The organism is Microvirga soli, assembly GCF_016734765.1.
In the GTDB taxonomy this organism is placed as follows: domain Bacteria; phylum Pseudomonadota; class Alphaproteobacteria; order Rhizobiales; family Beijerinckiaceae; genus Microvirga; species Microvirga soli.
In genome coordinates this window covers 16816-36040 of the sequence record NZ_JAERQE010000024.1, presented here as the reverse complement: position 1 = coordinate 36040, position 19225 = coordinate 16816, and the positions used below count along the sequence as shown (strand labels likewise).

General features: G+C 60.2%; 16 protein-coding genes and 1 pseudogene. 8 read left to right on the top strand and 9 right to left on the bottom strand.

Translation table 11 applies throughout. The features are described 5' to 3' along the window. Window positions 1-2: 2 nt before the first annotated feature. The 7 genes from JKL45_RS18695 to JKL45_RS18665 form a co-directional block, all read right to left on the bottom strand. A complete protein-coding gene (locus JKL45_RS18695) occupies window positions 3-869 on the bottom strand; it encodes a branched-chain amino acid ABC transporter permease (RefSeq protein ID WP_201863094.1) in 867 nt (288 codons plus the stop codon). Continuing rightward, the gene (locus JKL45_RS18690; protein WP_201863093.1) at window positions 869-2065 is read right to left on the bottom strand and encodes an ABC transporter substrate-binding protein; all 1197 of its coding nucleotides are present in this window, start codon (window positions 2063-2065) and stop codon (window positions 869-871) included. Before JKL45_RS18690 ends, JKL45_RS18695 begins: the two co-directional genes overlap by 1 nt. 13 nt (window positions 2066-2078) lie before the next feature. Then, window positions 2079-2837, bottom strand: coding sequence for an ABC transporter ATP-binding protein (locus JKL45_RS18685; RefSeq protein ID WP_201863092.1), 759 nt, complete (start codon window positions 2835-2837; stop codon window positions 2079-2081). Next, the gene (locus tag JKL45_RS18680; protein WP_201863091.1) at window positions 2834-3619 is read right to left on the bottom strand and encodes an ABC transporter ATP-binding protein; all 786 of its coding nucleotides are present in this window, start codon (window positions 3617-3619) and stop codon (window positions 2834-2836) included. Before JKL45_RS18680 ends, JKL45_RS18685 begins: the two co-directional genes overlap by 4 nt. A 26-nt stretch (window positions 3620-3645) precedes the next feature. Then, window positions 3646-4359: a TetR/AcrR family transcriptional regulator gene (locus JKL45_RS18675; RefSeq protein ID WP_201863090.1), complete on the bottom strand. Its 714-nt coding sequence runs from the start codon at window positions 4357-4359 to the stop codon at window positions 3646-3648. Between the two features lie 307 nt (window positions 4360-4666). Next, window positions 4667-6769, bottom strand: a complete 2103-nt coding sequence (gene pbpC, locus JKL45_RS18670; protein ID WP_201863089.1) for a penicillin-binding protein 1C — start codon at window positions 6767-6769, stop codon at window positions 4667-4669. Continuing rightward, window positions 6766-12006: an alpha-2-macroglobulin gene (locus tag JKL45_RS18665; RefSeq protein ID WP_201863088.1), complete on the bottom strand. Its 5241-nt coding sequence runs from the start codon at window positions 12004-12006 to the stop codon at window positions 6766-6768. Before JKL45_RS18665 ends, pbpC begins: the two co-directional genes overlap by 4 nt. 121 nt (window positions 12007-12127) lie before the next feature. On the opposite strand from JKL45_RS18665, the gene JKL45_RS18660 reads away from it, so the two are divergent. Continuing rightward, complete coding sequence (locus JKL45_RS18660) at window positions 12128-13516, top strand: serine protease (RefSeq protein ID WP_201863087.1); 1389 nt, start codon at window positions 12128-12130, stop codon at window positions 13514-13516. Between the two features lie 454 nt (window positions 13517-13970). Here the strand turns inward: JKL45_RS18660 and JKL45_RS18655 are convergent. Then, window positions 13971-14676, bottom strand: a pseudogene (locus tag JKL45_RS18655) (IS6 family transposase). Between the two features lie 86 nt (window positions 14677-14762). On the opposite strand from JKL45_RS18655, the gene JKL45_RS18650 reads away from it, so the two are divergent. From JKL45_RS18650 to JKL45_RS18640, 3 genes are read left to right on the top strand one after another with little or no spacing between them, the layout of a single operon-like run. Beyond that, window positions 14763-15188, top strand: a complete 426-nt coding sequence (locus JKL45_RS18650; protein ID WP_201863086.1) for a hypothetical protein — start codon at window positions 14763-14765, stop codon at window positions 15186-15188. Beyond that, complete coding sequence (locus tag JKL45_RS18645; protein ID WP_201863085.1) at window positions 15185-15637, top strand: hypothetical protein; 453 nt, start codon at window positions 15185-15187, stop codon at window positions 15635-15637. The genes JKL45_RS18650 and JKL45_RS18645 overlap by 4 nt, the downstream gene beginning before the upstream one ends. A gap of 8 nt (window positions 15638-15645) precedes the next feature. After that, entirely contained in the window at window positions 15646-15993 is a 348-nt protein-coding gene (locus JKL45_RS18640) for a hypothetical protein (RefSeq protein ID WP_201863084.1), read from the top strand. Between the two features lie 45 nt (window positions 15994-16038). On the opposite strand, the gene JKL45_RS18635 is transcribed toward JKL45_RS18640, so the two are convergent. Beyond that, window positions 16039-16521, bottom strand: coding sequence for a response regulator (locus JKL45_RS18635; protein ID WP_246498677.1), 483 nt, complete (start codon window positions 16519-16521; stop codon window positions 16039-16041). 142 nt (window positions 16522-16663) lie between these two features. On the opposite strand from JKL45_RS18635, the gene JKL45_RS18630 reads away from it, so the two are divergent. The 4 genes from JKL45_RS18630 to JKL45_RS18615 all read left to right on the top strand — a co-directional run bounded on the left by JKL45_RS18630 (window position 16664) and on the right by JKL45_RS18615 (window position 19191). Then, window positions 16664-17038: a hypothetical protein gene (locus JKL45_RS18630; protein WP_201863083.1), complete on the top strand. Its 375-nt coding sequence runs from the start codon at window positions 16664-16666 to the stop codon at window positions 17036-17038. A 1-nt stretch (window position 17039) separates the two neighbouring features. Next, complete coding sequence (locus JKL45_RS18625) at window positions 17040-17531, top strand: hypothetical protein (RefSeq protein WP_201863082.1); 492 nt, start codon at window positions 17040-17042, stop codon at window positions 17529-17531. A 27-nt stretch (window positions 17532-17558) separates the two neighbouring features. Further along, a complete protein-coding gene (locus tag JKL45_RS18620; protein WP_201863081.1) occupies window positions 17559-17750 on the top strand; it encodes a hypothetical protein in 192 nt (63 codons plus the stop codon). Between the two features lie 121 nt (window positions 17751-17871). Further along, window positions 17872-19191 carry a replication-associated recombination protein A gene (locus JKL45_RS18615; RefSeq protein WP_201863080.1) on the top strand — a complete coding sequence of 440 codons (1320 nt, stop codon included), beginning with the start codon at window positions 17872-17874 and terminating at the stop codon, window positions 19189-19191. The last annotated feature ends 34 nt before the right edge of the window (window positions 19192-19225 follow it).

The window sequence follows — 19225 nt, the reverse complement described above, 5'->3', positions numbered from 1 at the left end:
TGTCAGCCCGCCTTGCTACCGAGGAGACCTGAAGGCCGGATCACGAGCACTACAAGGATGACGATGAAGCCGACGGCGAGGCGGTACGCGGGAGCCAGCGCAAGCACCGTGATCTCTTCTACCATACCGATGACAAAGGCACCCGCCACAGCGCCGGGAATGCTTCCGAGGCCGCCCAGAACCGCGGCCGCGAATACCGAAAGGAGCACGCGTCCTCCCAGAAGAGGATCGATGGACGTATCCAAGCCGATGAGCGTGCCCCCGACGCCGCATAAGCCGCTCCCGACTGCGACAGTTACCAGCGCTATCAAGCGGGGGTTGATGCCTTTTAACCGCGCCAGGTCGGCATTGTCCGCAACCGCCCGCATTGAGCGTCCGAGCGACGAGAACGACAGAAAGGCCCAGATCGCAACCATGATGGCAAGAGCGAAGATGAAGTTGGTGATCTGCTGCGGCCCGATCCGGATCGGGCCGAAGACAAGATCGCGGGCCAATGGAAGGTCGAACGCCCGCAAATCGTTGCCAAAGAAAAAGCGAACTATGTTCTCGATCACCATCGACATGGCAAGCGACCCGATGGCTTTCATCAGCGCTCCGCCCCGTCCAAGACGCTCCAGCGCACCGTACTCAAGCGCTGCCCCGAAGATCGCCGCGCTCACGAAGGCAATGACAATCGCCGCGACGATGGGAAGACCGAAGTTGACGTTCGCGATCCAGGCGATGTATGCGCCGGCCGTGGCCAACGCACCAATCGCGAAATTCGGGAACCGCAACACCGCGAAGATGGCGCTGAAGCCGAGCGCCGGAATCGCCAGGAGCGCTCCGGCGATCACGCCATTGACAAGAGCTTGAAGGACCGCGTCGAACATCACGCAATCTTCAGCAGGATGATCTTACCGCCCTTGACCTGCTCGTAGCGGAACTTAGCATCGGTGATGTCGCCGATGTCGGTGAAGTCGCAGGGGCCGGAAGCGCCGTCATAGTCGACCTTCTTGCCGTCGGCGATCAGCTTGAGCCCATCGACTGCGGTTTCGACGCGCTCACCGCCGCCTTGCGATACCTTGCGCACGTTGTCCTTGATAATGGTGCCGGTGTCACCCTTGCCAACCGCCATGGCCATGGCGATCAGGTTGAGGTGGTCGTAGACTTGGCAACTATACGTATCGGGCGAGTCGACGCCGAGGAGGCGCGCCACGTTCTTGTAGGCGTTGCTGCCTTCGGCAGGAGACGGAGACAGGGTGTAGATGCCTTCGCTCACATCTGCCGGAAGCGCGTCCACAAGCTGCTTGTTCACGGAATAACCGAAGCCGAACAGGCTGCCGCGATAGTTGGCGCGGTAGAGATCGCGGACGAGCACGGCAGTATCGTTGGTATAGCCGCCCATCACGATCGCATCAGGCTTGCCGCGCAGCACCTGATCGACCTCGGTGCGCAGGGTCGTCTTCTTGTCGTCGTAGATCAGTGAGGTGGTCTTTCCGCCAGCCGCTGTGACGGTCTTGGTCAGTGCCGCATATTGCGACTCGGTGAAGGGCGTCTGCGGCGAGACGAACGCCACTGTCTTGGCGTTGGCGCCGAGGGCAAACTCTCCAAACTTAGTTCCTTGCAGGGTCGTGGTCGGCTGCGTCCGGATCAGAAAACCCTGGTGGGGGAGGAGAGTGATCGGCTCGGCACCGGAAACAGTTGAGAGGAACACGCCGGACTGCGAACACACCGGCACAACCGCCGTGGTAACCGCGGAGGCCCAGGTGCCGATGATGGCGGAGACCTTGTCGATATCGATGAGCTTGCGGGCGGCGCGCAGACCCGCTTCAGGGCTGGTCTGATCGTCTTCCGAGATGATGAGCAGTTGACGTCCGAGAATGCCGCCTGCCTTGTTGATCTCGTCAGCGGCCTTCTTCACAGTATCCGCCATGGCCGGGCCATAGGAGCCTCCCGAGCCGGTGAGCGGGGTCAGCGTTCCGAGCTTGATGGGACCTGTCTGGGCCCGCAAGATCGCCGGCATTGCCACTGTGCTGGCAAAGGCAATGCCAGTGCCGAGAATATGTCTGCGCGTGATATCTGTCATGATACTGTCCTCTTCAGTGCCGCGGGGGATTGGCCTGCTGGTCCACCCCGGTCGGTTTGGTCGCGCGTCCGCCCAGGAAAAGACGGCGGATATCGGGATCGTTAGCGACGGTTTCGGCTGGCCCATCGAGGTGATTTCGTCCATCGACGAGTACATAGGCGCGGTCGGAGACCTCGAGAGACTCAAGCGCATTCTGCTCAACCATGAGGATCGCTATGCCTTCTTTAGCGATACTGCGGATGTATTCGAAGAGCTCGTGCGCTGCCTTCGGGCTGAGACCCGCCGTAGGCTCGTCGAGCAGAAGTGCGCGAGGCTTGCCCATAAGAGCCATCGCCATAGCGAGGATTTGACGCTGTCCGCCTGACAGACTCTTGGCCGAGACACGTCGTTTGTCGGACAGCATCGGAAATCGTCCATAAGCCTCTTCCATCCGCTTTTTTGCCGCGCTGCGCTCGAAGAGGCAGCTGACTTCGAGGTTCTCCGCGACTGTAAGCGAACCGAATACATTGCGCTCCTGCGGCACGAAGCCGAGGCCCGCCTTTGCAATGGCCTGCGGCGACTGACCCGTGATGTCCTCGCCGCCGATCAAAACCCTCCCTTGTGACGGGGACAGCAATCCGGAGATCAGCTTCAGCGCGGTCGACTTGCCGGCACCATTTGGCCCGATGATGGTAACGACTTCGTCCGCATCCGCGCTCAGGGCCACACCCTTTACGATATGCTCGGCTGAGGCATAGCCGCCAACGATACCTTCGACATCCAGCAATCTCATCTGCGTCCTCCAAGGTACGCATCCTGAACGTCGCGGTTTTCTCGTACGTCGTCGAAGGTTCCTTCAGCGAGCGTCCGGCCCTGCGCCATCACGATGACGCGCTTGCAGATGCGCTCGATCAGCGCCATGTCGTGCTCGATGAGCAGCACCGTCATGCCCTCGGATACGAGCGCGAGCAAATGGTCGCCGATTTCCTCCGCGAGCGTGGGGTTCACGCCGGCTGCCGGCTCGTCAAACAGGATCATGCGAGGCTCGGCCATCAGGACTCGCCCAATCTCCAAGAGCTTCTTCTGCCCCCCAGAGAGAGCTGTCACCTTGTTGTCAATGACGTGGGAAAGCCGCAGGCGCGCAGCGATGGACAAGGCCTTCTCCGCTAATTCCGCCTCACGCTGTCGCGCGCTCGCCGATCCGGCCAGGGCGGTACCGATGCCTTCGCCAGGCTGTTGCGCACCATAGACCATCAGGTGCTCAAAGACGGTGAGCTTGGGAAAGCCGCGCGCAATCTGAAACGTTCGAACAAGCCCGAGCCGGGTGATCTTATGAGGGCTCAAGCGCTCAATGGAATGGCCCATGAATCTAATGGATCCGGAATTTGCCCTGTAAAGGCCGGATATGACGTTGAACATCGTCGTCTTTCCGGCACCGTTAGGCCCGATCAGTCCGGTCACCACCCCTGGCTCGACATGGAACGACGCCCCGTCCAACGCCTTCAGTCCTCCGAAAGCCAGACGAACCCTTTCAACGGCCAAGGGATATGTAGATGTATCGTGGGTTGCTACCATGGGTGTCTTCGCGTGTGCATGCACGTTTATCGCCCTTTCGTCGCTCCCTGATGCCGTAACCTCGCCGCCGAGATCTCAAGGGCAGCCAGGCTCTGCTTCGGTTCGCCCGCACCTGTGGGGTATTCGTCATTCCTCAGCATGAACTCACGGCGCATCTGCTCCTTCCAGAAATCGAGCAGCGCATCGAAGTAAGCCGGATCGTCTCTCGTGGCGGATTGAGCGATCATCCCGCGGATCAGGCACATCGTCGCATTCATCAGGACGAGCGCATGCTCGACCTCGACGCCAACCTGCCCGGCGAGCTCCGCCCATACGGAATTGAGACCTGCATGAAATTCCTTGACGACCGGAATGATAGCCGTGCGAAACTCTGCATTGTGCCTTGCCTCAGGCAAATACTCCATTGTCACGTAGAACAGGCGGTCCTTCATCATCCGCCACAGGTAGTCGACGATCTCGTCGGACGTCCCTCCAGACTGACGTATCCCCTCGGCCATCTTGTGAAGGCCGGCCGTCGCATTGCGCAGTTGATGGGATACTGCCGCCGCGATGATTTCCTCTTTCGAGCTGAAGTGATGCGTCAATGCACCTCGCGACACTCCAGCAGCCTCTGCGATGTCGGACGTCGACATGCGGTAGAGCCCACGGTCATGCAGCAGAGCGATAGTCGCGTTGAGCAGCTTGAGCGTTGTGTCAGCGGTACGCTCCTGCTGTGTTTTCCTACGGCCGCGGGGCTTCATTCTGTTTCTCCCGTGGCATTGAAGAGTGGCAGGCAAATTACAAACAAACAAGCCTGTTTGTTTATCAGTTATGCAGAACTTTCGTATTACTTGCCTTAGTAATAGGCATGTCGTCCCCTCTTGGAGAGCATAAGGAATTGTGGGGCAACAGTACCGCCTACCATCTTGGTCCTCATTGTACTGCCACTGATCGGGCCTGACCGTCGGGTGTCCGGAGGAGATTCTCACGGGTTGCCCCACAGAACCTTATGCTCTCCGAGTATACGATCCAGTTGCCCTAGGCCTCCCTGTCGAGGCCATACTTGGCCTACTCCAGCCGCACCACGACACTGTCCGTGGCGCCTCTTGCGTCTATTACGGAAAGGCGAACGAAGCCGGCCCCCTCCGGTTGCCAGAATGCCTCGCGTCGCAGGGTGCTGATCTCCACGGGAGCCCCGTCCACCATCCAGGTTAGAGGGGGAACCCCGCCTGACACCTTGAGGACTAGGCTGCCCCTCTCATCTGACGGATGCGAGAGGCCAAGATCGACCCGCGATCCGTCAAGTGGGAACGCAATTTTGAGAGGCGCCTGTACGGTCGAGGCGATCGTCTTCGGCACATCTTGGCGGATATGGCGCAGGGGCGGCGGCAGGGTGGCGGTCGTGGCCTGCAAGGCGTAGGGAGGTACCGCCAAGGCTTCCGGCTCGACACCGAGACGGGGATAGGCATCGAACAGGATTGGCGCCGCGATCAAACGGCCGACGAGGCCAGGTACAGCCGTGCCGTCTGGCCGGCCAACCCAAACTCCTACCGTAAACCGCCGTTCATATCCGACGGCCCAAGCATCGCGATAGCCGTACGACGTGCCAGTCTTGAAGGCAATTCGTCCGGCAAGCGCGTTGTCCGGTGGTGGAGCTCCTCGCAGGATATCGAAGACGTACCACGCTGAGACAGGGTCGACGATGCGTCGCCCCTGCGTCGATGCCGCTAGCTCACCGGTGTAGCGCACGAGATGTGGCATCTCCCCGCCTCTCGCGAGGCCACTATAGAGTCGTGTCAGGTCAGTTAGCGTAATGCCGAGGCCGCCGAGGCCGACAGCAAGGCCGGGGGCTGCCTCTTTCGGTATCACAATAGCGGTCTCCGTATCCCGCAGACGCGCCAACAAACGGGCCGGCCCGAGTTCGTTTAGGAGTTCGACCGCAGGCAGGTTGAGGGACATCTGCAGAGCCTTGCGTGCTGTCACCGTGCCCTGGAAGGCAAGATCGAAGTTCTCTGGCTGGTAGATCCCATATCGGGAGGGCCTGTCGTCGAGAAGTGTCTCTGGATGGGCCAGACCACCTTCAAAGGCGAGCGCATAAATGAAAGGCTTCAAAGCTGAGCCAGGCGAACGCATTGCGAGCGTCATGTCGATGGCGCCCGCCCGTTCCTTACTCATGTAATCGGGACTGCCGACTTGGGCACGCACTTCGCCCGTCGCATTGTCGAGCACCAAGATGGCGATGGACAGCTTGGAATCGAGCCTTTCGACCCGCTCTCGCGCCAGTTGCTCAAGGTTTGCTTGCAATCGGGCATCGATGGCGAGTAGATGCGTATTTGGATCTGGCCGTTCCGCGACAGCAGCCGCTGCCGCATGGGCTGCCAGCATCGGGAAAGGTCGACGGGCGTCAGGTATAGGCGCGGCCTTCGCGGCCTCAGCCTCCGCCGTTGAAATGACGCCACGCTCTCGAGCCCGGTCAAGAACCCGGTTACGGGCAATCAATGCTGCTTGGGCAAAGCGATCCGGACGGCGCGTCTCCGGCGATTGTGGCAGAGCGACGAGAAGGGCAGCCTCACTGAACGATAGGCGCTTCGGCTCGCGTCCAAAATAGGATAGGCTTGCAGCCCGCATGCCCTCGAGATTGCCGCCATACGGTGCCAGCGTGAGGTAAAGACGCAGGATCTCGTTCTTCGAAAGGCGGCTCTCCAGCTGGACCGCCCGGATTATCTGGCGAAGTTTTGCAGAGAGCGTACGCTCATCCCTGGGCTCCAAGAGGCGTGCCACCTGCATGGTCAATGTAGACCCACCGGACACAACCCTGCCGTTGGCGACGAATTGCCCTGCCGCTCTCAGGAGCGCTAGGGGATCGATGCCAGAATGGCGGTCAAACCGCCCATCCTCGTATGCTTTGAGCATGGCGAGATAGCGTAGATCGACATCATCTGTCTCGATCGGAAGGCGCCAGCGGCCCCCTTTCATCGCGAAGGGACGCAGTAACTGTCCATGGCGATCAAGGACCACTGTTGAGCGGTTCTCTACAACGGTCAGATCAAGCGGCCCCAAGCTCTCAGTAAAGTGCCGCAGGGCGAGAGCCGGAATGGAAACGACAAGCGCAAGAGTAGTGGCAAGGATAAGTCCCCACTTTGCTTGCTGGCGTTGTCGCTTATTCGTCACTGTTGGCGCACCTGCACGACCCCGACGGAACCGAAGCCCGTTCGGCCGTAGCGTTCGGGCCGGTACATGTCCTCAACCTGTGCCGATGGGTGAACATAGGTTCCAGGCGACACGGCACGGACCATGTAGGCGACCGTGAAGAAAGCGGGCTGATCCGGCTTGCGGTCAAAGGCCACGACAAAGCGGTCGTCGCGGTATTCCGTATGCGCCGGCTCCACATCCCGCTTGAGCCAGGAAAGGTTTGCCACCGTATCGCTGTCCACAAGCTTCGGATTATCGATCTCAAACCCTGCAGGCAAACGGTCGACCAACAGCAAGCGTGCCTCCTTTGCCTCTGCTTCAGTGACTTTCAGTACCACCACGAGGCGCTCGTTCTGCGGCACGGAAGTGAGCTGGACCTCACTGCCGTCGAGCCTGTAATAGCTCCGTTCCACCGCATAACCGTGTGACAGAGCGGGCTCAGGCTCAACGGGATTGCCGGCCACAGTCACAACCGCTTGGACCGGGGTGCGTCCGGCATTGGCGAGGCTAATTGAGGCGCTATCGAGCACGGCATCCTTGTAGGTGCGGTAAAACGCTCCGCGATGCCCGGCGCCATCGACCGTAAGGACGACATTTTCCGCACCGCGATCCATCGCCTGCGCGGCCATGACCAGCCAAGCGTCCTCCTGCGTGCTGGTCCGCCGGGTGCCCCGTTCCTCCTCGATCACTCGTGCGACCGGCTGCATGATCGCCGGCAAGTTACTCGCCTCCGAGGCAAGGGCCAGGAGCCCTGCCCCATCCCGCAAGCGTGAGCCATAATCTGGACGGTAACTCCCGGCATCTTGAGAACTCTGCAAGAGATCAACAGCAGCCAAGAAAGCCTTCTGAGCTCTGGCACCATCGCCAAGCAAAGCGAGCGCCGCACCAATCTGACCACGTGAGAGGGGTGACGCAAACTCATCGATCTTCGTATCGGCGAGATAACGTAGATCTCCCATGACCGGGCGGCCGTTACGGGCCAGCACATAAGCCGCATAGGCGAGACTGGCTGCATTTTCCTCCACCTGGGTCGTGTTGGCGACGAAATTACGCAACCTGTCGAGGGCGAGGTTGAACGCCACTTGCGGCACCGTGAAGCCCCGCTCCCGCGCTCGGGTCAGGAAGTCGCTGGTGTAGGCATCCAGCCACAGATCGTCACCGCCAACGGACCAGAGGCCGAATGACCCGTTGGAGGCCTGCCGCGCCAGAACGCGTTCGATCGCCTGCCGAACCCTTTCATCGGCTGTAGCATCGAGAGAGAGGTTCTCCTCCTCGGCAAGTCGATTGACATAGAGCAGCGGCAAGGCCTGGCTCACGACCTGCTCCGTGCAGCCGTAAGGATAGCGGTCGAGGGCTTTGAGAAGGCCCGGCACGTCGAGGCTCGCAAGCGGCGAGACTGAGACCGAGACTGTTCCGGTGCCTGCGAGGATATCAGCGACGAGATCCTTCGAGATAGTGAGTTTCCCTCCCGGTGCCATCGTCTGCACAGTTCGCCTTGCAAGGGCTCCGGTCCCGGGCTGCATAGAAATAGCAAAGCTCTGCCTCAGCTCCTGGATATCTGGGCCCTTGAGGACGATGTCGATTTCCGCCGTTCCCTGACCGCCTGCAGTGACCGGAATGATGAGGCTGCCCTTTGCCTTTGCTTCTAACTTGATGGTGGAGCTCAGGGCATCCGCCGCTACGATGATCGGGCCGCGGATGTCGAGATCGACCGTGTAATCTCCAGTAGGCCCCTCCACGTTGTCGATCTGCATGAAGAAGCGAGAGCGGTCGCCGACGGACAGGAAACGGGGGAGCGTACCTGTCAGCACGACGGGGTCGCGGACGATCACGTCGGCGCTCGAACTGCCAACGCGGTCCTTCGTCCAGGCGACAGCCATGACCCGCACGGAACCGTTGAAGGCAGGGAGATCGAAATTGATGTTGGCGGAGCCATCTGGCTCCACCATCACCACACCTGAGAAGCGTGCCAGCGGCTCCTGAGTCGGCGGGATGCCGTCGAGGGCCTTCGGGTCCATGTCGCCGCCCGAACGGATGGCCCCGCGAGTGCCTTGCATGCCGTCAATAAGATAGCCGTAGAGATCCCGGATCTCAGAGGAGAGTTGTTTCTGACCGAAGAAATAGGTCGTTGGGTTCGGCGCCTCATAACGCGTGAGGTTGAGGATTCCCACGTCGACTGCCGCGACGGTGATCCGCGCTTCCTCGCCTGGTGCCAGCCCGGCAACCTTGATCGGCATGGTCAAACTTCCCCGAGGTCGGGCACTACTCGGGGCGTTCAGGCTCACTTGGAGGTTTCGAGCGTCACGGTCGACTTCGAACCAGGCTGTCCCCAACGACCGTCCGGGCATCCGCTTCGCTGTCTGATCAAGGGGGCGATGTGCTATGGCAATGACGTAAGCCCCCGAACCCCAAGAGGGCTGTACAGGCAGGCTGACATTCGTGCCTTCCGCTGCCACATCGACCACGCGGATGTCGTGCACCCGGTTGCTGACGACAGCCAGCGTCGCTTTGCCCTTGTAACGCGGGTTGAGGCGCAGCTGCATGGGTTCGCCGGCGCGATAGCTCGCCTTGTCGAGGCTCATATCGAGAAGGTCTGGCGTGTCGGCCGTCTGGTCTCCGGACCAGCCCACCGTGAAGGACAGACTGGTCTGCCCTGTTTCGCCGAGGTCGGGGGCACTCACGTCGAGCCTGTAGGTGCCCCACTCTACGGGAACCGAAATACGCCCTGACGTATCGGCGGTTACATTGATGCGCCCATCTGTCACGCGGCGTGTTGCTTTGACCGGCTCGTAACCCCAGCGCCCATCGGAATTGTACCACTGATAGCGTCGTTCGATCTTATAAAGGCTCCAGGTGACGTTGCCGCTGGCAAGTCGCTTGCCCGTCGGATCTGCAAGAACGACATCGAAGGTGGCGTTCGCCCCCTCCCCGAGTTGTCCGGCAAAATTCTTACGTACGGCCACCACCGGACCCTTCGGCAGGATCGGCAGCGTCAGGCTGCGCTCCACTGCCCGTCCGCCAGCCTCAGCCACACGTAAGGTGAACCTCGCCTCGGTCGGGCGCGGTGCCGCCATGTCCTGCACAGGGATCTGAAGATTGGCACGTCCCTGTGCATCCGTCGTGGCACTCTGCTCAATCTCTGCCGTGGAAGCATCGACCGTCTCGTCGTCAAGGCCGGTCGTGTAACCCTCGAGCCCCTTGATGCCGCTCGCGGTTGCCGCCGCGACCGTGACCTCGCCGCTAACCGAGAGTCCTGCCCCGGGAGCGCCGTAGAGATATCGCGCCGCCAAATCAATGGGAGCCGGCTGTCCCGGCCGCAGAGCATCCACCTTCGGCGTAAGGGTCAGTTCCAGCCGTTCGGGCACGTAATCTTCGACCAGGAAACTTGCGTCACCAACCGATGAACCCTTGGGATCGGTATAGGCGGCGATCCGCCAAGTGCCACGTAAGGATCCCGGCAGGATGGGGATTGATAAGGCGCGGCCGCCAAGGCCTTGGTCCTCGACCAGAGCTCGACGGTACTCGACGCCGTCGGGTCGCCGCACGACGATAGTCAGCGGCACTCCTGGGACTGCGGCGCCCTTCGCGTCCCGCAGGAGCGCTGACAGCGCCACAGTTTCGCCGGTCCGGTAAACGCCGCGCTCCGTATAGAGGTAGGCATCGACAGCGCCGGACGCAGTCCGTCCCTTCACACCCCGGTCGGTCAGATCAAACGCCGCGGTACCGAGGTCGAGGAAACCATAATCGACCCCCTCCGTCGCTACCACGAGGCCCGGCGCAAGCCCGCCCTCGCCTCTGGCGAGACCCGGATCGAAGACGGCGACTCCCATGGCGTCGGTCTTCTTCGTCGACAAAACCTCGTTGTTGCGGGCGACCAGCCTCACCTCCACGTTGGCACGTGGTTCGGCGCCAGCGAGCGAGCGCACGAAGACCTGCACGCCACCCTTGCCGGTGAAGGCCGTCAGACCGAGGTCGGACACCACGAACCATTGCGTGGCGATACTCTCGTAGTCCTCGGCGCTTTCGTTATCTGTCGCCGTGCCGTCATGAGGCTTCACGGTCATCACGTAGACGCCAGTCTCGAGCTTGCCGACCGCCTCCATGACAGGGAAGGCCGTGACCACGTCCCGATTGAGAGCGGAGCCCGTATCGAGCGTGCCGTTCCAGATCTTTAAGCCCTTGTCGCGAGCAATTTCGGCGGCGGAGTAGCGGGTGAGCTGTCCAAGAAAATCGTAGGACCGCACGGTCGGCAGAAGGTTGCGGTCGCCAATCCGATAGACCTCGACATCGACTTTTGACGTGTTCACCGACACGACCGGGATGCCTTCCTGCCCCGTGCTCGGCAGCACGTAATTGCGACCGGTAAAACGGACTTGGGGTGCACGGTCCCGAACATAGACCTCGTAATCCGCCGCCTTGATCAGGCTTTCTCCCACAGCCGACGGCAGTCCTTGCCGGAGGACGATGGCGTAGCGCTCACTGTGTTTCAGACCATCGACGCAGAGCTGTTGTCCCTCGGCTGATACTGCCGCATTGGCGTTGCCAGAGACAGCCACGTAGGGAGCGAAATCCACCTTGCCGGCCGTCAGCGGATCGGAGAACTGGAAGCAAACACGGGGCGAAGCCGAGTCGGAGTCCACCTTGAAGTCAGTCACCCTGAAGCCGTGCTCCTCGCGGAGTTGCTCGTAGGTCGAGCGTACATCAGGATTATCTTGAAGTTTTAAGCTCGCCGCATAGGCGTTGAGAGATGGACGCCACGCCTGCTGGGCCGCATAGACCTCGCCAAGAAGCGCAAGCGACATAGCCTCGTCGTTAGGCGTGCTTGCGCGTTGGTAAGCTGCATATGCCGCCGTGGCCTGACGCTCCTGCAGCTTGTAGCGCTCATCCCAGTTATTGCCTGGATTGATCGCGAGCGCCGCTCTGGCATAGCTGTACCAGCCCGCTGCATTGTCAGGCTCCACAGCAATGGTGGCAGCGAAGAGATCCAATGCCTGACGTGGATTACCTCGAGCCAGACTTGCCTCTCCCGCCTGCTGCAGCTGCTGAGCTGGCTTGCCGCCTGTCAGCCGTCCACCTTCGATCCTAAGGGCCTGCTCCAGCCGTACGGCCTGACTGGCTAGGTCGCCGTGTATGAAGCTTTTCTGCGCCTGTGCAGAATATCCGCCTGCCATCAAACCCACGGCGACCAAGACCGTGCGCAACAGAGATCGGGCCATGAGAAGTTCCTTATACTCAGCTATCAGCAGGTCCGCCGACCTTAGCACCAGGGCACTTTCTCGGCACTAGCTTCCGACGTCAGAGTTTGGGAAAATGGTCAAGCTTTTGAGGATATAAACGATGGATTTCTCCAACCCGCGAGCATTCATGAAATGTTATTTTGTGATAGTCGCTCTCATGGCTTTCTATCCTCAATCTGTCCAAGCACAATCGCCGTCTCCCAATCCGAGAACTGCCGCCTCCGACACTGCTCTCGATGACGCCCGAGTTGCCTTCGAGGCTTTGTCCGAAACCGATCGGAAGTCGATTCAAGGCGCCCTGATATGGACAGGTGACTACAACGGCGTGGCGGACGGAACGTTTGGGCGTCAGACCTATGCTGCCATTGCCGCTTATCAGATCAGATCGCGGCAACAACCGAATGGCATACTCATTCCCCGAGCTCGATCGGGCCTGCTTGCCGCTGCCCAGCAGGCCCGATCGGCAGCCGGCTTTACGCTGGTTGACGATCCAAAGACCGGGATCCGCATTGGCATCCCTACAAAGATCCTTTCTAAACAGGCCACGAGTCCCAGCGGCGGAAGCCGGTGGCAGAGCGCGGACGACAGGATAACACTCGATACCCGCTTGGCGCCGCCGGATGCGACCCTGCAGTCGCTCTATGACCGCAACCTCTCGATCCAGACTCCTGGGCGAGCAGTGAACTATAAAGTGCTTCGCCCGGACTTCTTTGTCATCGCCGGCGAAACATCAATCGGGAAATTCTATACCCGCTACAGCCGCGGCACAGGAGGCCTGCGCGGTTTTTCAATTGGCTATGACAAGACTTTGGCGCCTCAGTTCGATCGGTTTGCCGTCGCAGTCGCCAACAGCTTCACACCGTTCCCTGAACAGCTGGCTCCGGCAGCCGTTGCTGTGGCTCCAGTCCCCAAACTGGAGCCTCAGGCACCGAACCTCATCGGCACCGGCATTGTTATTGGCCGCCGGCAAGTCATTACGACGGCTCCCATCGCTTCCTGTAGAGATGTACAGGTATCCGGACTCAAGCCACGTCAGATCAACGGCCGAAGTCCCTTCGTGCTGGAGTTCGCCGATGATTTGAACGCGCAACCGCTCAAAGCGGCTCAAGGGGTTCTCGTGGAAGACTCGCCCCTCTTGGTCATCGGCTTTGCCGAAGAAGGCGGGAAGATGAATCTCTCCGCTATGCCGGCAAAGGCCTTGAAAGCCGGCATGATCTCCGCTCCTTTGCAGCCTGGAATGAGCGGAGCTCTTGTTATAGATATGCATGGCACTCTTGTTGGATTGGCCGGTATCCTTACCTCAAAGCCCCAAAGGATTGCTGGCATAGTCCCGACTGCAAACCATCCAGTCGTCCCAGTATCCGAACTTTTTGGGACCGCTCCAGTACTTGCTGATCAATGGAATGAAACGATGGCGCAGAGCCGCACCGCTGCTGATATCGTAGGGTCTCTGCGGCCGTCTTTAGTGCCGATCATATGCGGTCCTTGACTGCGCGGGGGTGAGACGGCAAGAAAAATCGATGGCAACGTGCTTCAGTACGCGGCAGCTGCGAATGTTTTAGTCCCTCTGGATTAGAGTGAAGTCACCAAATCGAAGTCCCTGCTGGAACGCCGATCGGGTGTTATTCAGGTCGATATCGATCTGCATGTCCCGCGACTCAGTCGATTACCCCCACAGATTGCCGGGGACTTCCCCATGGAATCTGTTGCATCGGTGGGTGAAGGTCCCGAAACCTTTGAAAAACAAGGCACTCAGGATCGGGTAAGTCAGGTGATTTCCTCACCTGATCTCTGCCAGCGACGCAACTTCCCCCAAACGGGCGTGTCGATGGTTACGCAGGCGTCGTCACGTTAACCCAGACATGAGATCGAGCGGTGTAGATGGTCCGGGGCATCGTCAACTTAACGACTTGAGACAGGTCCAGCCCTTCAGGAACATCAGATCAGGCGCTCGCGACATCGGTCACCTCGGCCCAGACCCGAAAAGCCTGAGCGCGGACACTGCGATGATCTACGGCATTGGTGTTTGCGGGACGGCGGAAGAGGTTCGCGACCTGATCATGGGTGGATAGGAACCGTTGGGCCTGCCCAGCCGACTTGAAGCACTTCATGATGCGCTCCCGTTGTCGGGTGGGCTGATGGCTGTTCTCCGCGCGATTGTTCAATCCTCGATGCTGCCGGTGTTCGACACCTGGCATGATCTCTCGCTTGGCTGCACCGTAGCTGGCCAGTTTGTCGGTGATCATCACGCGTGGAGCCATGCCCTGCTTCTTGAGCAGCTTGCGCAGCAGGCGTTTGGCCGCTTTCGCATTGCGGCGGCTCTGAACCAGGATGTCGAGCACAACCCCGTGCTGGTCGACCGCTCGCCAGAGCCAGTGCTTCCGCCGCGATGCTGATCACAACCTCATCAAGGTGCCACTTGTCACCTGGCGCAGGAAGGCGCCTGCGGATCTGATGAGCAAACCCCTGGCCGAACTTCATCGCCCATTGCCGAACGGTCTCATAACTGACCTGGATACCTCGGGCCGCGAGCATTTCCTCCACCATCCGCAGGCTCAAAGGAAAGCGGAAGTACAGCCACACGGCGTAGCTAATTACTTCTGCCGGAAAGCGGTGGCGGGCGTAACGAGGGTGACAGGCATTCTTCATCCCTCCCTTATGCCTCTATCCGGTCACTCTCCCGTTAACCTGACGGTGCCCTCCTAGCTGAACGTCGCAAGCAGAACCGAGGCAAATTGCCCATCCCGGCGACCACCTATCGTCTACCTGAGCCAGGGGAAGACGGTCCGCAGGCTGCCAGCGGCGCCCTCCTAGCGCTTAAGCAGCTCAAGACCGACCCATACAATGCCGCCCTCCTCATCGCAGCGAACGGTCAGTGGGGGGACGGCACCTGCTCAGAGCACGGTAAGCCGGAGCGGCTGAAGGAATGCACCAGGCAACTCCTCCCAGCGAGCTTCGATGTTGAAGTTGACGCTAAGGGTCACGGCTTTGCCGTCATCGCGCCGAACGGGCGCAGGTGGCCGGAATCAGGGGCCTACTTCCCGGCTCTTCACAACATTTCCTGCGCCGTCACCCGCCAAGCCCGTGACGATGCCGAGACCAACGCCCCCTTCTTCTACGCACCGGTTCCCCAAGCCGATCAAACGACAGTTCAATCATGACGACAGAAACGACACTCGACCTCGCAACCGTCCCTGCCTGGCATGCGCTTCCTGACATGACACAGGCGGAGTCCGAGGGCTGGAGGATTTCGGACTGCAGCGGACTCGAAACCGAGACTGCCCGGCTAGAGCGCGATGACGCCACAGCGATCTTCTCCGGCGACGCAGCCGCCTGGGTTCATGTGTGCACCCATGCCGAGAACGGCAGCGCCTATCATCAATCCGTACTCGACTGGCTGAAACAGAACGCACCGGTCGAGTTCAAGCGGATTTCCGACCACCAGGAAGCTCTCACTGACAAGACCACCTGGGCCATTGTCAACCAGGCCGGTGAGTTCTGGTCGAATGAGGATGGCTGGGGCGATCAGGAATCCAAAACTCTGTTCTACGCCCACGAAAAACTGGTTCTGAATCTGCCGATCGGCGGCACGTGGGCTCTGATCGGTTAGGAGGAATAGTGATGATCAACGCAACACTCCGCAGCCAGGACGGCATCCTCAAACTCTGCTTCGATGCTACGCCGTGGTTCGCTAAAGCCTCGGATGACGAGATCCTTGCTCTGGCTACGACAGGCTGGGGCTCCTCACCGGCCGTCGACGGGCTAGTCCGCGATATTGGTTCTTGCAGCTCCCAAGTGGCTTCATTCCTTGCGGAGATGGAGCTTCCTAAGCTGCCAAATAGCACCGGGGCCACGATCAAGGTGCAAGTCGAGGAAGTTGCCGCAGGTGGGTGGCTGGTGGAAAACCGCCCTGCCCTTGCCGCGAGGATCTTAGCCGAGATCGTAGAAGAGGACGACCATTCCTAAAGCTCGAGGCGGCGTCCGGGAAGGGATGACCCGCCTCCCCGGTGGTTACTGGGTAGGATCCCGGTCGAGAACCCTCTCAATCGTCTCAACCAGCTCCGGCAGCCGGTAGGGCTTTGCCAGGAACGGGACACCCACAGACGAACACATCCCATGGCAGGTCCTCGACCGCCCTGATGTGAACACGACCGACAGCAGCGGCTGAAGGAAAAGCGCCGATTGGGCGAGGTCAAAGCCATCTCGGCCGCCCAGATCGACATCGGTAAACAACACATCGATCGATACATCGGCCAGAATGACCTCTGCCTCCTCGGCGCTCGATGCGGTGAAAACCTCAAAGCCCGCGTCCGTCAAAGCCTCGGCGGCAATTTCGCCGATGATCAACTCGTCCTCAACGACCAGAACACGCTGGCGAAGAGACTTCGGGGTGGCTTTTTCTACTATGGCCTGGCGGTTCAAAACGGATTGGGTTTGGGTCATGTACGCAACCTCACTGAACGCATCGGTGTGGTTAATGACCGATTGTGGCATCCGTTCAAATCCCGACCCAACAAGTGTCAGGCATGGTAAGCCAATGGTTAAATCCCCCGAACGGGCCGTCATCTCCAGGTGGCGGCCCATTTGCTGTGGGCATACCCCGCTCCTTCAATCCCCTAAGAAATGAGACGAAACCATGGATGCGATTGACGTTGTGGTCGAAAATCAGGGCTGGACGCTGGACGTCACTCTCGGGCTCCTGCGCCGCTTCATCAATGGAAGTGGCCTCAGCACTGAATGCGCCCAGTTCCTTCAAAATATCGCTGATGCTGAAAACGGCGGTGAGCCAATCGCCGATATCCAGGTCGAGCCGAAATCAGCAGGACAAACACTCCGCCTTGCCGTCGACCTCTCATTCGGGGAAGGTACCGTCGACGGGCATCATATCCGGATGAGCGTGCACAACGCGATCTCCCACTTTTCAGCCGAGGGGGCGATCACTCCGGATGACGACGACCATGCCATGCTTGAACGCTGGTCGGTCACGGTCTCCCCTGCAGAGGGGGCCTGATATGAACTCAGAACTGCAGGAGGCCTTCGGCTTCAAGGCCGGAGATGTCGTACAGATGCTTGTCGAAACGAGCGGCCTCGATGCCGACGACAACGAGCTCACCTTCCCGGTCGGCGCCCTCGCCATCATCGATCGCATCGAGCGCCTGGGGGACACACAGGGGATCGCCTTCACCCTCGCCATCGAAGGGAAGATCGTCAACGTGTTCGACGAGGGAGACGGTCTGCCGGCCAAGGCATTCTTTGAGCAGGTCATGACCGCCAAAGATGACACAAATCGCCCCTTCACTCTCTCCGATGTTGGGAACGTGGATACCTATACCCACGCGGCGTTCGTCCATGGAGAAGAGTCTGAAGGCGATCACGAGGTCGGCGACCTGCAGGATCTGCTGCGCGCAGCTTGGGCCCTGATGACCGAGGAGCAGAGGGTCGAATTCCTCTTCACAGACGAGGCCAAGGCTATCCTGTCCGCCGCCAACATCCTCAAAGATTGATCAGACCTTTATTTCGAGGAGCAAATCATGAATCGCGCTCGCCCCACCCGCGCCCAGATCAAGTCTATGCATGAGCTGTTCCGGCGCTCTCCGGACGGAAGCCCAACCTATCGGGATTTTCGAAAGAGGTTCCGGCTCCTATCGCTCGACAACGTCCTCGGCGGCACCTGGCACGGGATGTTCATCGGCATCGAGACCGACGGCTATCGGCATTCCTAAACAATGCTGGGGAGGCCTCATGCGAGAGTGCCGCAGAGCCTTGGATCGAGGATGAATTCACGGCATCCAATCACCATATCTCGTCCTTCCCCGCAGTGCTAAGGCATCCCGTAGGTTTTCAATGAGCGATCTCTTCCAGACGGCCACGGCGCGCAACCGCCCCAAGCCCCTTGCCGCTCAGATCCGGCCCACGCGCCTCGATGACATCGTGGGGCAACGCCATCTGCTTGCGCCCGGCACGGTGCTTCGGAACATCGTGGCCTCCGGGCGTATAGGTGCTTTGCTGATGTGGGGCCCTCCGGGCACCGGCAAGACGACGGTCGCCAGGGCCATTGGGAACGAGATCGGAAAGGAGTTACGGGAACTCCATCCCGCGCACAACAACGTTTCCGACATCAAGGAACTCGGCAAAGAAGCCCAGGTCCGTGACCTCCTGGTCTTCGCCGATGAGGTGCACCGCTTCAGCAGCAGCCAGAGCGACTATCTTCTCGGCCTCGTCGAGGACGGTATCTTCGACCTGATCGGTGCCACGACTGGAAATCCGAGTTTTGTCCTGACTCCTGCTCTCGTGTCGCGGATGACAGTCTTCCGGCTTGAGCCGCTGACGATCGACGACATGAAGGACGTCGTGGCTCGCGCTGTAGCTCACTTCAGAGACAAGGGGATCTCGGTCAACGTTGAGGAAGCGGCTCTCGCACAACTCGCCGCCCATGCTGGTGGCGACGCCAGGCGCACTCTCACGGCAATAGACCGGCTAACGGCGCACGCGACTGTCGGCTCGACGCTCGCGATCACCGGAGTGATGGTCGCAGACCTACTTCAGGCTTCACCAGTTCTGTATGACCGGAACGCCGATCAGCGTTACGACTCGATCAGCGCCTTCATCAAATCGATGCGTGGGTCTGATCCCGATGCGACCCTCTACTGGCTCGCAAAACTGATCCACGCAGGCGAAGATCCAAGGTTCATCGCCCGGCGGATCATGATCCATGCGTCGGAGGACATAGGCCTTGCCGATAACACTGCGTTGCAGACGGCCGTCGCGGCGCTGCAGGCCGTGCAGCACATCGGCTATCCTGAGGCTCAGATCGTGCTGGCCCACGCCGCACTGCATATCTGCCGGGCTCCCAAATCCAATTCGGTCTGCCGCGGCATCGGTCAAGCCATGGCTTATGTCCAATCAGCCCCAGCGATCCCCGTGCCGTTGCATCTCCGCGATACCCATTATGCCAGCGCCAAGTCGCTTCATGGCTACGGCGGGTATGTCTTCCCCCACGATGATGTGAGGGGATGGGTGGAGCAAGAATATGCTCCTGGGGTTGCCCCCGGACAGTTCTATCAGAGCGACAGCAGGGGGCCGAACACGTTCGAGGGACGTGCCGACCAGTTCTGGGCAGACGTGACAGGGCGGGAGCAACCCCGGCATCCGAAGAAAAGTTAATCCTGATTCCGTCACGTTATTGCCATGGTTGCCT